Source organism: Streptomyces sp. NPDC048637 (assembly GCF_040650675.1).
GTDB lineage: Bacteria > Actinomycetota > Actinomycetes > Streptomycetales > Streptomycetaceae > Streptomyces.
Window position 1 is genome coordinate 172,726 of sequence record NZ_JBEZHQ010000010.1, and the last position, 12,716, is coordinate 185,441.

General features: G+C 73.2%; 12 protein-coding genes. 9 read left to right on the forward strand and 3 right to left on the reverse strand.

Annotated features, from left to right (window positions below; all coding sequences use genetic code 11):
- The first annotated feature begins 99 nt into the window (after positions 1-99).
- The 5 genes from AB0C46_RS16095 (at position 100) to hutH (ending at position 6,463) form a co-directional block, all read left to right on the forward strand.
- Positions 100-1,041, forward strand: a complete 942-nt coding sequence (locus tag AB0C46_RS16095; RefSeq protein ID WP_362828426.1) for a biotin--[acetyl-CoA-carboxylase] ligase — start codon at positions 100-102, stop codon at positions 1,039-1,041.
- 221 nt (positions 1,042-1,262) lie between these two features.
- Positions 1,263-2,417: an adenylate/guanylate cyclase domain-containing protein gene (locus AB0C46_RS16100; protein ID WP_362828427.1), complete on the forward strand. Its 1,155-nt coding sequence runs from the start codon at positions 1,263-1,265 to the stop codon at positions 2,415-2,417.
- Between the two features lie 178 nt (positions 2,418-2,595).
- The gene (locus AB0C46_RS16105; protein ID WP_362828428.1) at positions 2,596-3,402 is read left to right on the forward strand and encodes an enoyl-CoA hydratase-related protein; all 807 of its coding nucleotides are present in this window, start codon (positions 2,596-2,598) and stop codon (positions 3,400-3,402) included.
- Between the two features lie 282 nt (positions 3,403-3,684).
- The gene (locus AB0C46_RS16110) at positions 3,685-4,812 is read left to right on the forward strand and encodes a GGDEF domain-containing protein (protein WP_362828494.1); all 1,128 of its coding nucleotides are present in this window, start codon (positions 3,685-3,687) and stop codon (positions 4,810-4,812) included.
- Between the two features lie 106 nt (positions 4,813-4,918).
- Complete coding sequence (gene hutH / locus AB0C46_RS16115; protein WP_362828429.1) at positions 4,919-6,463, forward strand: histidine ammonia-lyase; 1,545 nt, start codon at positions 4,919-4,921, stop codon at positions 6,461-6,463.
- 24 nt (positions 6,464-6,487) lie between these two features.
- On the opposite strand, the gene AB0C46_RS16120 is transcribed toward hutH, so the two are convergent.
- Positions 6,488-6,907, reverse strand: coding sequence for a hypothetical protein (locus tag AB0C46_RS16120; protein ID WP_362828430.1), 420 nt, complete (start codon positions 6,905-6,907; stop codon positions 6,488-6,490).
- 109 nt (positions 6,908-7,016) lie between these two features.
- Here AB0C46_RS16120 and AB0C46_RS16125 point away from each other — a divergent pair, with 109 nt between their 5' ends.
- The 3 genes from AB0C46_RS16125 to AB0C46_RS16135 all read left to right on the forward strand — a co-directional run bounded on the left by AB0C46_RS16125 (position 7,017) and on the right by AB0C46_RS16135 (position 10,373).
- Positions 7,017-7,355: a hypothetical protein gene (locus tag AB0C46_RS16125; protein WP_362828431.1), complete on the forward strand. Its 339-nt coding sequence runs from the start codon at positions 7,017-7,019 to the stop codon at positions 7,353-7,355.
- Positions 7,356-7,623: 268 nt separating this feature from the next.
- Entirely contained in the window at positions 7,624-8,889 is a 1,266-nt protein-coding gene (locus AB0C46_RS16130) for an Ig-like domain-containing protein (RefSeq protein WP_362828432.1), read from the forward strand.
- Positions 8,890-9,065: 176 nt separating this feature from the next.
- Positions 9,066-10,373 (forward strand): DUF2786 domain-containing protein, encoded by a 1,308-nt coding sequence (locus AB0C46_RS16135; RefSeq protein WP_362828433.1) that lies wholly within the window; start codon positions 9,066-9,068, stop codon positions 10,371-10,373.
- A 174-nt stretch (positions 10,374-10,547) separates the two neighbouring features.
- On the opposite strand, the gene AB0C46_RS16140 is transcribed toward AB0C46_RS16135, so the two are convergent.
- Positions 10,548-11,435: a helix-turn-helix transcriptional regulator gene (locus AB0C46_RS16140; protein WP_362828434.1), complete on the reverse strand. Its 888-nt coding sequence runs from the start codon at positions 11,433-11,435 to the stop codon at positions 10,548-10,550.
- A gap of 25 nt (positions 11,436-11,460) precedes the next feature.
- On the opposite strand from AB0C46_RS16140, the gene AB0C46_RS16145 reads away from it, so the two are divergent.
- Positions 11,461-12,030 (forward strand): class I SAM-dependent methyltransferase, encoded by a 570-nt coding sequence (locus AB0C46_RS16145; protein ID WP_362828435.1) that lies wholly within the window; start codon positions 11,461-11,463, stop codon positions 12,028-12,030.
- Positions 12,031-12,067: 37 nt separating this feature from the next.
- Here AB0C46_RS16145 and AB0C46_RS16150 read toward each other — a convergent pair whose 3' ends face one another.
- Positions 12,068-12,709, reverse strand: a complete 642-nt coding sequence (locus AB0C46_RS16150; protein ID WP_362828436.1) for a response regulator transcription factor — start codon at positions 12,707-12,709, stop codon at positions 12,068-12,070.
- Positions 12,710-12,716 lie beyond the last annotated feature (7 nt).

Here is a 12,716-nt window from a genome sequence, read left to right on the forward strand (position 1 = left end):
GCTCGTACTGAGGGTGGTACGGGTTTGGCTACCGATTCGTAGCGTATCGGCGGGACTGCTCAGCGGCACTGCGTCGTTGACCACACCTAGGCTGGTCCCATGACGCCTCAACCACCGGGAAACCGGGACAAAGATGCCGGCCGATGGAGCGACCTGGGCCGCCCCCCGCTGAACGCCGCGGCACTGCGCCGCGCCCTGGTGCGCCCCGGCGCGCTCTGGACCGCCCTGGACGTCGTCCCTGCCACCGGCTCCACCAACACCGACCTGGCGGCCCGGGCGGCCGAAGGGGAGGCCGAGGGAGCCATCCTGGTGGCCGAGGAACAGTCCGCCGGCCGCGGCCGCCTCGACCGCACCTGGGCGGCGCCCCCGCGCTCCGGCCTCTTCTTCTCCGTCTACCTCACGCCCCGCGTCCCCGTGGAACGCTGGGGCTGGCTCCCGCTGCTCGCCGGAGTCGCCACCGCCACCGCCCTCTCCCAGACCGCCGGTATCGACACGGCCCTCAAGTGGCCCAACGACATCCTGGTCACCTTCCCCGAGGAGTCCGGTGACGCCGGCCCGGAGGGGACCGCCGGCGCCACCGAACGCAAGGTGGGCGGCATCCTCGCCGAGCGGGCCGGGCCGGGCGTCGTCGTCGGCATCGGCCTCAATGTCTCCCTCACCGCCGACGAACTCCCCGTGCCCACCGCCGGCTCCCTGGCCCTGGCCGGCGCCCGCACCACCGACCGTGACCCGCTGCTGCGCGCCGTCCTCCGCTCCCTGGAGCGCTGGTACACCACCTGGCAGTCCGCCGACGGTGACCCCGAGGCCAGCCGCCTCCAGGAGACCTACGCGGCAGGCTGCGCCACCCTGGGCCGCTCCGTACGCGCCGAACTCCCCGGCGACACCGCCCTCACCGGCGAGGCCGTGGCCATCGACGGCGACGGCCGCCTGGTCCTGGCCACCGCGAACGGCGTACAGCAGCCGGTGGGCGCGGGCGACATCGTCCACCTGCGGCCCGCGGCGCCCCAGGGCCCCGAGGGCGACGACTCCCCGGAACCGTGAGGCCGGACGCGCCACGCACACCGGGTCCGGACGCCCGGACCGCCCCTGTACCACGGCACCCGCCGCGCCGACGTATACCCGCCTCTTCCTTGGTCAGAGCCGACATGTGAGAGTGAGCCAGAGCACACCTGCCGTATCGTTGAGGCGGTCCGCCAGGGAGCGGACCACCGGCGAGCAGTGATCGGAAGGGCAGTGCGCAGGGATCGGACAGGGAGCGGCCGGTGACCGCCGACGACTCGGGCGCCGCCCCGCGCGACATGGACACCGAGGATGATGCCGTGAGCGACGTCCCCGTCAGCGACCCCCCAGGGGCCGGGGACGAGGGCGACGAGAACAACATCGCCGTCCGCCTCGAACAACTCATCCTCGGCGCCGACCGCCGCTACACGCCGTTCCAGGCGGCCCGCGGCGCCGGTGTCTCCATGGACCTCGCGGCCCGCTTCTGGCGGGCCATGGGCTTCGCCGACATCGGCCAGGTCAAGGCCCTCACCGAGGCCGATGTGCTGGCCCTGCGCCGCCTCGCCGGTCTCGTCGAGGCGGGTCTGCTGAGCGAGGCCATGGCCATCCAGGTCGCCCGGTCCACGGGCCAGACCACCGCCCGTCTGGCCGACTGGCAGATCGACTCCTTCCTGGAGGGCCTCACCGAGCCCCAGGACTCCGGCCTGACCCGTACGGAGATCACCTATCCGCTGGTCGAGCTGCTGCTCCCCGAGCTGGAGGAGTTCCTCGTCTACGTCTGGCGGCGTCAGCTCGCCGCCGCCACCGGCCGGGTCGTCCGGGCCCAGGACGACGCCGAAATGGTCGACCGCCGCCTCGCCGTCGGCTTCGCCGACCTGGTGGGCTTCACCCGGCTGACCCGCCGCCTGGAGGAGGAGGAGCTGGGCGAGCTGGTGGAGGCGTTCGAGACCACCTGCTCGGACCTGGTGGCCGCGCACGGCGGCCGGCTCATCAAGACCCTCGGCGACGAGGTCCTCTTCGCCGCCGACGACGCCGGCATCGCCGCCGAGATCGGGCTGCGGCTGATCGAGACCATGGCGCACGACGAGACGATGCCGGAGCTGCGGGTCGGTATCGCCTTCGGCACGGTCACGACCCGGATGGGCGATGTGTTCGGTACGACCGTCAACCTCGCCAGCCGCCTCACGTCGATAGCGCCGAAGGACACCGTGCTGGTGGACCAGGCGTTCGCCGAGGAGCTGGGCCGGATCGGCGAAGCGCCGGTCTCCGAGGCCGACGCCGCGGCGGCGGAGAAGGCGGCCGAGGAGGGCACCGGCGCCCCGCCCCCGGCGTACCGGTTCGCCCTGCAGCCGATGTGGCAGCGGCCGGTGCGCGGTCTGGGTGTCGTCGAGCCGTGGCTGCTGAGCCGACGCGACTGACGGGGCAGCGGTCGCCTACCTCCGGCGGGTGACCACCGGCCCTGAACGGGGCAGCAGTCCCCGGGCCGGTGCCGCGCCGCCCCCGCCCGTCCACAGCCGAAAACCCGTCCTGTCCCTCCGGGCCCCCACCTGACATGATCCCCCCGTCAGGTCAACGACCGTTAACAGGGAGGGCTGTATGCAACGGCAACGGCAACGGTTCGGTGCGGACGGCTGGGTCGCCATCGAGCGGCACGGTTTCGTGGCGGAGCTGATCATGGACCGCCCCAAGGCCATGAACGCCGTCTCGACGGCCATGGCCGACAGCCTGGCGCAGGCCTGCGCCGAGCTGGCCGCGGACCGCTCCGTACGGGCGGTGGTCCTCAGCTCCACCCATGAGCGGGCGTTCTGTGTGGGCGCCGACCTCAAGGAGCGCAACTCCTTCACGGACGCGGACCTGATGCGCCAGCGCCCGCACACCCGCGCCGCCTACACGGGCGTACTGGAACTGCCGGTGCCCACCATCGCCGCGGTGCACGGCTTCGCGCTCGGCGGCGGCTTCGAACTGGCGCTGGCCTGCGATCTGATCGTCGCCGACGGTACGGCCGTGGTCGGCCTGCCGGAGGTGTCGGTGGGGGTCATCCCGGGCGGTGGGGGCACGCAGCTGCTGCCGCGCCGGGTGGGTGCGGCGCGGGCGGCCGAGCTGGTGTTCACCGCGCGGCGGGTGCCGGCGCCCGAGGCCGCGGAGCTGGGCCTGGTGGACCAGCTGGCGGCGGACGGACAGGACCGGGTCGAGGCGCTGGAGCTGGCGGCCCGGATCGCCCGTCACTCGCCGGTCGGCCTGCGGGCCGCCAAGCGCGCCATGCGGCTGGGGCACGGGCTGGACCTGCGGGCCGGCCTGGAGGTGGAGGACGGTGCCTGGCGCAGTGTGGCCTTCTCCGGGGACCGGGCGGAGGGTGTGGCGGCCTTCAACGAGAAGCGGGATCCGGAGTGGCCCGGGGAGTGAACCGGGAGGGGCCGGGGCAGGGCGCCCGCCTGTGCACCGTGCGTGCCGGCGGACCCCGCCGTGGTCACTCACCGTAAGGCCTCGCCCGCATCCCCTCCCTGACCTCCCGACCAGGAACGACGCGCATAACGCCCGGGTGTCGATCGCGCACGGAAAGGGGCGAAAGGGGTTAAACATTCCTACGCTGTAGTACAGAGCGTGCTCACGGTGACGGAATGCGAGGATCCGGTGACGGGCGAGGGCGATGCGAGGCTGCGGGCAGTCGTGGAGCTGGCGCAGGCGATGGCGGCCGCGCACACGCCGCGCGAATCGGCGCACGCCGCGGCGCAGGGGGTGCGCCAGGCCCTGGGCGGCTCCTTCGCGGCGATCTCCAAATGGGAGCGCGAGCTGGGGAAACTGCGGGTGCTGGTCAATACGGGCGAACTCGCCGAGGGTGAGGAGGAGTTCCCGGACGACGAGAGCTACCCCGTCCATGAATTCCCGGAGATCGTCGGCTTTCTGCACGAGCAGTGGGCGGGCGGCGGCGAGCCCAGTGCCTGGGTGGAGACCGCCGAAGGGCCGCACGGCAGCCCGGTGTCCGGGGCGGCGGAGGAGGGGCCGGCCGGCGGTGGCGGCGGCAACCGCCAGCGGATGGCCGCGCTGCGCCGCCGCGGCCGGGGCTGCTGTGTGGTCGCGCCGATCGTGCTGCACGGCCGGGCCTGGGGTGAGCTGTATGTGGCGCGGCGTACGGGGGAGCCGGTCTTCGGCCGGACGGACGCCGACTTCGCGAGTGTGCTCGCCGCCGTGACGGCCGCCGGGATCGCGCAGACCGAGCGGCTGGCGGAGGCCCGCCGGCTGGCCTTCACCGACGCCCTGACCGGCCTCGCCAACCGCCGTGCCGTCGATATGCGGCTGGACGAGGCGCTGGAGCTGCACCGCAGGGACGAGGTGGTGGTCAGCCTGGTGGTCTGCGACCTCAACGGGCTGAAGCGGGTGAACGACTCGCGCGGCCATGCGGTCGGCGACCGTCTGCTGGAGCGCTTCGGTTCGGTGCTGTCGCTGTGCGGCGCGATGCTGCCGGGCACCCTCGCCGCCCGGCTCGGCGGCGATGAGTTCTGTCTGCTGGCGGTGGGGCCGCCGGCCGACGAGGTGGTCAAGGTGGCCGGTGAACTGTGCGACCGGGCGGGGGAGTTGGACCTCGGCGAGGGGGTCGCGGTCGGGGTCGCCTCGACCGGCGATCCGATCGGCCCGGTGCGCAGCGCCCGCCGGCTCTTCCGGCTCGCGGACGCCGCGCAGTACAAGGCCAAGGCGGCCCGGTCGGGCGAGCCGGTGATCGCCGGGCGGCACGGTGGCAAGGACGATCCGGTCGTCCGGCTCGCGGACGCACCGGACCGGCGGTCGGGGCCGGAGCGCCGGCGCTTCCGGAGGTGAGGGGGTCTGCCCGTACGGAGATGCGGGTCCGTTGCGGAGATCGGTAAGGGGTGATCCCGAAATCCGGTGGTGACATCCGGCGATTCAGTCTCTAGGGTGCCTGAATATGGATATGCACACTGTGGTGCTGGGGACGTCCGGCACCACCGCACAGGACGTCATCGCGGTGGCTCGCGGCGCGGCCCGGATCGAGCTGTCCGAGGAAGCCCTCGCGGCCGTCGCCACCTCCCGCGCCTTCATCGACGAACTCGCCGCCAAGCCCGACCCCGTCTACGGCGTCTCCACCGGCTTCGGTGCCCTCGCCGTCCGCCACATCAGCCCCGAGCTGCGCGTACAGCTCCAGCGCAACATCGTCCGCTCGCACGCGGCCGGTATGGGCCCGCGGGTCGAGCGGGAGGTCGTCCGTGCGCTGATGTTCCTGCGGCTGAAGACGCTCGCCTCCGGGCGCACCGGCGTCCGCCCGCTCGTCGTCGAGACGATGGCCGCCCTCCTCAACGCCGGCATCACGCCCGTCGTCCACGAATACGGTTCGCTCGGCTGCTCCGGCGACCTCGCGCCGCTCTCGCACTGTGCGCTGGCACTGATGGGCGAGGGCGACGCGGAAGGCCCCGACGGCGTCGTCCGGCCGGCCGCTGAGCTGCTGGCCGCGCACGGTATCGAGCCCGTCGAACTGCGCGAGAAGGAGGGCCTGGCCCTCCTCAACGGCACCGACGGCATGCTCGGCATGCTCGTGATGGCCTGCGCGGACCTCGCCCGGCTGTTCACCTCGGCGGACATCACCGCGGCCCTCTCCCTGGAGGCGCTGCTCGGCACGGACAAGGTCCTCGCGCCCGAGCTGCATGCCATCCGCCCGCACCCCGGGCAGGCCGCCTCGGCCGCCAACATGGCCAAGGTGCTCGCGGGTTCGGGCTTCACCGGTCACCACCAGGACGACGCCCCGCGCGTCCAGGACGCCTACTCCATCCGCTGCGCCCCGCAGGTCGCCGGCGCCGGCCGGGACACCCTCGACCACGCCCGGCTCGTCGCGGACCGTGAACTGGCCGCCGCGGTCGACAACCCGGTGGTGCTGCCGGACGGCCGGGTCGAGTCCAACGGCAACTTCCATGGCGCCCCGGTCGCCTACGTCCTGGACTTCCTGGCCATCGCCGCGGCCGACCTCGGCTCGATCGCGGAGCGCCGTACGGACCGGCTGCTGGACAAGAACCGTTCGCACGGGCTGCCCGCCTTCCTGGCCGGTGACCCGGGCGTCGACTCCGGCCTGATGATCGCCCAGTACACCCAGGCCGCGCTGGTCAGCGAGCTGAAGCGGCTGGCCGCGCCCGCTTCGGTGGACTCCATCCCGTCCTCCGCGATGCAGGAGGACCATGTCTCGATGGGCTGGTCGGCGGCGCGCAAGCTGCGCACCGCGGTCGACAACCTGACCCGGATCATCGCCGTCGAGCTCTATGCGGCGACCCGGGCCATCGAGATGCGCGAGGGCCTGACGCCGGCCCCCGCCACCCGCGCCGTACTGGACGCGGTGCGCGGTGCGGGCATCCAGGGGCCGGGCGAGGACCGCTTCCTGGCGCCGGACCTGGAGAGCGCGTATGCGTTCGTACGGGCCGGGAAGCTGGTGGCGGCCGTGGAGCCGGTCACCGGCGCACTGGCGTAACGGCTGCCGGGGCGCCGTCCGGTCTCAGACGGCCTCGTCGCGGGTGTGGCGGACGGAGTAGCTGACCAGGCCGGCGCCGAGCGCGAGACAGGCGGCGCCGCCGATCACGTAGGGCGTGGTGTCCGGGCTGCCGGTGTCGGCGAGGAAGCGCGGGGTGCCGGCGGGGCGGCCGTCGGCGCCGGGGCCGCTGCCCGTGCCCGTGCCGGTGCCCGTGCCGGCGGGGCGGCCGTCGTCCGGGGTGGCCGTCGTGGACCGGCCGCCGGTGTCCTGCGCTCCGACCGTGCGGTCGGCCGGGCCCGGTCCGGCCGGTGCGGGCGCCACCCGCAGCGCGGAATCTGTCGCACCGTCATGCCCGGCGGTCGCATTGGCGGAAGGCACGAACCACAGGGCGAACAGCACCGATCCCGCGGCTGCGGCGGTCAGTAGTGGTCGTCGTGCGGTCACGGAAGCGATCCCCCTTGTGGGTTCGGCAATTTGGCCGTTGATCGCAGATGTTAGTGACCGCCGCGGGTCGCGGGGAAGTCGGGACCCGTCCATGCCTAACCTCCGTGCTATGAGCAATGGTGAGACATCACGTTTTGTGCGCCTTCATGTCGAATTGATCATGGAGGTCACCGACGCCCGCCGGCTGACCGGCGCCGCCGTCGGTCACATCGAAGGGGACTCCTCGCTGCCCGACGAGGAGCGCAGACAGTCACTGGAGACGGTCCGGGAGGACCCGGCGGAGGCGCTGGCCCATCTGATCGACCCGTTCGACCTCGTCACCAAGGTGCCGGGCACCGAACTCGCGCAGGCCTCCTGGAGCAGCGAGGAGCTGACCGACTACGACCCCGATGCCGAGTGGGATGCGGCGGAGTGGGATCTGGCGGATGACGCGGACGGGGAGGGCTGACCGGCACCCCCGATGGCCACGGCCCCCGCACGGCTGCCCGCCGTGCGGGGGCCGACTACGTGGTCGGTGCATCTGCGCCATGTGATCACCGTTTGACCGATGTGGGCAACAAGTGGCCTTCCCCACACTTTGTGGAGGCATGGAACGGGTGAAACGGAAAAGGCGTTCCTATGGCGTCGGCCGGAATGCCAGCGTCCATATGAGCCAGCGTTCAGTTGGCTGCTCGCTCGGGGAACGTGCGAAATCGGCAGTAATGGAGATGCGTGTGATGACGGACAGCAAGCGCCGGAAGGGCCTCATAGCCAGCGCCGCGCTGCTCGGGGGCGTACTCACGCTTGCGGCGTGTGGTGGCAGCAGTGCGGCTGACCGAGGTCATGACGGTGCTGACGCCGCCTGGCACGAGAACAGCCGGCAGGTGGACGAGGCGGCGGCCAAGGACGCCTCCGACGCCAAGATCACGATCCTCCCGGAGGACGGCGCCACCGACACGGGCCTCAACAGTGACGCGGGTGTCACGGTCAGCGACGGAAAACTCACCGACGTCACCATGACCTCGGCCGAGTCCAAGCAGACGGTGGACGGCACGCTCTCCGCCGACGGCAGCTCCTGGAAGCCGGACCAGCCGCTGGACCGCTCGACGAAGTACAAGGTCACCGCGCATGCGGTGGACTCCCAGGGGCGTAAGGCGGTGGAGAACTCCAGCTTCACCACCGTCGCCCCGGCGAACAGCTTCATCGGAAACTTCACGCCGGAGGACGGTTCGACCGTCGGCGTCGGCATGCCGGTGTCGATCAACTTCGACAAGCCGGTCAAGAACAAGGCGGACGTCGAGTCCGCGATCAAGGTCGCGTCGAGCAGCAACCAGAAGGTCGTCGGCCACTGGTTCAACGACAAGCGGCTGGACTTCCGCCCCCAGAAGTACTGGAAGGCGAACTCCACGGTCACCATGGAGCTCGGCCTGGACGGCGTCGAGGCCTCGCCGGGCGTCAAGGGCATCCAGAACAAGACCGTCAGCTTCCAGGTCGGTCACTCGCAGATCAGCACCGTCGACACCAAGGCGCACGAGATGACCGTGGTGCGCGACGGCCGGACCATCAAGACCATTCCGATCTCGGCCGGCAGCGAAGAGCACGCCACCTACAACGGCAAGATGGTCATCTCCGAGCGGTTCAAGCAGACCCGGATGAACGGCTCGACGGTCGGCTTCAAGAAGCACAACGGCAAGGGCGAGTACGACATCCCCGACGTGCCGCACGCCATGCGCCTGACGGGCTCCGGCACCTTCATCCACGGCAACTACTGGGGCAAGGGCATCTTCGGCAAGGCCAACACCAGCCATGGCTGCATCGGCCTGGAGGACGCCAAGGGCGCCAAGGACCCCAAGACGGATGGCGCCTGGTTCTTCGACCACTCGCAGACCGGTGACGTGGTCGACGTCGTCAACTCCCCCGACCAGAACGTCAAGCCGGACAACGGCCTGAACGGCTGGAACATGGACTGGTCGCAGTGGGTGGCCGGCAGCGCGGTGCAGTGACCGCCCGGAACGTGGGGCTCTGAAGCGGGGCCCCTCCCACCGCCGCCCCTCCCGCCGCTGCTCCTCCCGCCGCTGCTCCTCCCGCCGCTGCTCCTCCCGCCGCTGCTCCTCCCGCCGCTGCTCCTCCCCGGCCGCCTCCCGGAAGGGTGCGGCCGGGCCCTCCGTACAGTGAACGGGTGAGTGAGCGCGGAGGAAAAGGGCGCGGCGGGCCGTCGCCGTCGGCCGGTGAACTGGTCGGGCAGGTGCTCGGCAGCGTCCGCTACGCGCCGGACGGCGAGCAGGCCGAGGACGCCCTGGAGGCGGGCGCCTCGATGCTGGCCGCGGCCGAGGCCAGCCGGGAGGCGGTGAGCGCCGCGGTGGTCGAGGCCGCCGTGGCGGGCGTGCGGCAGTGCTGGACGGGCGGCTGGCAGCCCGCCGACCTGGCGCGGATCGTACGGCGCGAGACCTCCGATGCCGCCCTCGTGGCGCTGGTCGTCGACGCCATCGCGGCCGAGGCGGCCCGGCCGCCGGCCACGCGCCCGGCTCCGGACCCACGCTGGGCCGAGCAGCTGCGGCACCTCGGCGCCGAGGTCTGGTGGCCCGCCGACACCGGCTACCTCGACGCCCTGGCCCGGCGCCGCCGCGCCTCCCGCTTCGAGACCGTGTACGAGGTGCTGGCGGCGCTGCGCGTGCTCGCCCGGCTGCCCCGCATCACCCCGCTGCCGGCCCCGCCGCAGGCCGGCGGCAGGAGCGGACCCGCCGACGCCGCCGCGGTACGGGCCCTCGGGCGGATCCGCGGTCTGCTCGCCAAGGCCGAGGCGACCGACTACGCCGAGGAGGCCGAGGCGCTGTCCGCCAAGGCACAGGAGCTGATGGCCCGGCACAGCATCGACGAGGCGCTCCTCGACCGCGCGGACGGCTCCCCGGGCGGCCGGACCGACGGCCCGTCAGCGGTCCGTATCGGCATCGAGGGCCCCTACGAACAGGCCAAGGCGCTGCTCCTCGACGCGGTCGCGGCCGCCAACCGCTGCCAGGCTGTCTGGGCCGCCGACGTGGGCTTCTCCACCCTCGTCGGCTTCGCACCCGACCTGGAGTCGGCCGAGATGCTCTACACCTCGCTGCTGCTCCAGGCCACCGCCGCCATGAGCCGCGCGGGCGACGCCCACCACCACACTCTCAAGGAGCAGGGCGGCGCCCCCGTCGCCCGCGGCCGCTCCCGCCGCACCCGGGACTTCCGCCAGACCTTCCTCGTCGGGTACGCCGACCGCATCCGCGACCGGCTGGCAGCGGCCACCGCCGCCGCCACGGCTGCCGCCACCGCCGAGTCCGCCCCCACGGCCCCCGACCTCCTCCCGGTCCTCGCCGCCCGCGCCCTCGCCGTCGAGCAGACCACCGGCGCCCTCTTCCCCGACACCGCCCCGGTCCGCCTCCGCGGCGTCCGCGACGCCGACGGCTGGCACCAGGGCAGAGCGGCAGCGGACCGGGCCCGGCTGGGGGACGGGTGACCGCGCGGGCGACGGTGGGGACGGCAGGGGGGACGGGCGGGGCCTGACGCGGGAACGGCAGGGGGACGGGCGGGGCCTGAGGCGGGAACGGGCCGGTCCGGAGGCCGGAGGCACCGAAGGCCGGGGCGCGGAGCCGTGGAGGGCCGCGCCGCCCTGGAGGCCGGAGCCCGCCGGCTAAGGGGCGAAGTACGCGCCCGGCGGCACCCCGACCGCCCGCCGGAAGGCCGCGACGAAGGCACTCGGGGAGGCATAGCCCACCCGCGCCGCCACCGCCGCCACCGTCGCGCCGCCGGCCAGCAGCGGCATTGCCGCCTGCAGCCGGATCCGGGTGCGCCACTGCCCGTACGGCATACCGGTGTCCGTCACGAACGCCCGGGCCAGCGTCCGGCCGCTCGCGCCCACCCGGGTGCCCCACTCCGCCAGCGTCCGCCCGTCCGAAGGGTCGGCGCGCAGCGCCTCCGCGACCCGGCGCGCCCGCGGGTCGTGCGGCATCGGCGCCTGCACCGTGGCCACCGACACCGGCCGCAGCTGATCGAGGACCACGGCCTCGGCGCGTTCGCGCGGCGCCGGGGCCAGCGTGCCGTCCGACAGATACGAAATCAGCTCGCGCAGCAGTGCGGAGACACCGACGACGGTGGGCGCCGACCAGCCGACCGGGCAGCGGTCCGGGAGGAAGTACAGGCTCCGGAAGAGGGCCGGGCCCGCGGCGCCGGTGGCGTGCGGGACTCCGGCCGGGATCCACAGTGCCATGGACGGGGGCAGCACCCAGGTGGTCCCGGCGGCCCGTACGGCCAGAACTCCCCGCCGCGCCCAGGCCAGTTGATGGTGCTCATGACGATGGCGGGCGAACCACTGCCCCCGTCCCATCGCGAAGCTCCCGACAACGACGGCCGCCCCGGCGGGGGGCCCGGGCGGCGCCACCTGCTTGGCCGGCTCCGCATGCCCGCTCGGCCCCGCATGCCCGTCCGGCTGCTGGTGCCCGTCCGGCCCCGCATGTCCGGCCGGCCGCTCACCGTTGTCCGTCCTGCGATACAACATGTCCCCCTGTTGCGTGGTGGTCACCGCGGCCGCTTCCTACGCTCGTCGCATGACCATGAATCGCTATCACCAGTGGTTGTGCAACTCCCGCATGTGGGCCCGCGCGGTGGAGCGGGACCTGCTGCCATGGGCCCTCGAAGACGTACAACTGGGCGCCGAAACACTGGAGATCGGGCCCGGTTACGGTGCCACGACGCGGGTGCTGGAGCGCCGGGCCGCCGGCCGGCTGAGCGTCCTCGAAGTCGACGCGGGGTCGGCGGAGCGACTGCGCGCGGAGTACGGCGACCGGGTCGACGTGGTGCACGGCGACGGCTGCGCGATGCCGTTGCCGGACGGCCGCTTCGACGCCGTCGTCTGCTTCACGATGCTGCACCATGTGCCGTCGCCGCAGCAGCAGGACCAGCTCTTCGCGGAGGCGTTCCGGGTGCTGCGGCCGGGCGGCATCTTCGCGGGCTGCGACGGCCGGGCCAGCCGTGGATTCCGCCTCATCCATCTGCGGGACACCTACGTCCCGGTGCCGCCCGGGACGCTCCCGGACCGGCTGCGCGCGGCCGGTTTCCGCACCCCCGACATCGGCCTCAGACACGACTACTTCCGCTTCCGCGCCGTCCGTCCGTGAGCGCACGGCGCGCCATCCGGCGCCCCCGACGCCGGGGTTACGCCAGCAAGCCGCGCTCCAGCGCCGTGATCACGGCCGCGGTCCGGTCCGACACCTCCAGCTTCTTGAACGCACGCAGGAGATGGGTCTTGACCGTCGCCTCACCGATGAACAGCTGCCGGCCGATCTCGGCATTGGTCAGGCCCTGGCTGACCAGCCGCAGCACCTCGCACTCCCGGCCGGACAGCAGCGGCGCCTCCACCGCCCGCGCCCGGAACAGCTTGGGGGCCAGCGACGGCGTCAGCACGGTCGCGCCCCGCGCCGCACCGTGCACGGCGTCGATCAGCTCGGCCCGCGAACTGCCCTTGAGGAGATAGCCGGCCGCGCCCGCCTCCACGGCGCGCAGGATGTCGGAGTCGTCCTCGTAGGTGGTGACGATGACGACCTTGGTGCGCGGCGACCGCCGCAGGATGTGCCCGGTGGCGGCGACCCCGTCCATCGCCCCCATCCGCAGATCGAGCAGCACGAGGTCCGGTGTCAGCCGTTCCGCCAGGGTCACGGCTTCCTCGCCGGAGCCCGCCTGCCCCACGACCGCGATGCCCGGGTCGGATTCGAGCATGGCGCACAGGCCCTCGCGGACGACGGGATGATCGTCCGCGAGCAGCACCCGCACCGCCGCCGTGCCCTCAACGTCCGTCATCCGCCGC

What these genes read in the sequence shown, in the direction of transcription:
- AB0C46_RS16095 (WP_362828426.1), top strand. Translation starts at nt 100, where the DNA reads ATGACGCCTCAACCACCGGGAAACCGGGACAAAGATGCCGGCCGATGG.
- AB0C46_RS16105 (WP_362828428.1), top strand. Translation starts at nt 2,596, where the DNA reads ATGCAACGGCAACGGCAACGGTTCGGTGCGGACGGCTGGGTCGCCATC.
- AB0C46_RS16110 (WP_362828494.1), top strand. Translation starts at nt 3,685, where the DNA reads ATGGCGGCCGCGCACACGCCGCGCGAATCGGCGCACGCCGCGGCGCAG.
- hutH (WP_362828429.1), top strand. Translation starts at nt 4,919, where the DNA reads ATGGATATGCACACTGTGGTGCTGGGGACGTCCGGCACCACCGCACAG.
- AB0C46_RS16125 (WP_362828431.1), top strand. Translation starts at nt 7,017, where the DNA reads ATGAGCAATGGTGAGACATCACGTTTTGTGCGCCTTCATGTCGAATTG.
- AB0C46_RS16130 (WP_362828432.1), top strand. Translation starts at nt 7,624, where the DNA reads ATGACGGACAGCAAGCGCCGGAAGGGCCTCATAGCCAGCGCCGCGCTG.
- AB0C46_RS16145 (WP_362828435.1), top strand. Translation starts at nt 11,461, where the DNA reads ATGACCATGAATCGCTATCACCAGTGGTTGTGCAACTCCCGCATGTGG.
- AB0C46_RS16150 (WP_362828436.1), bottom strand. Translation starts at nt 12,709, where the DNA reads ATGACGGACGTTGAGGGCACGGCGGCGGTGCGGGTGCTGCTCGCGGAC.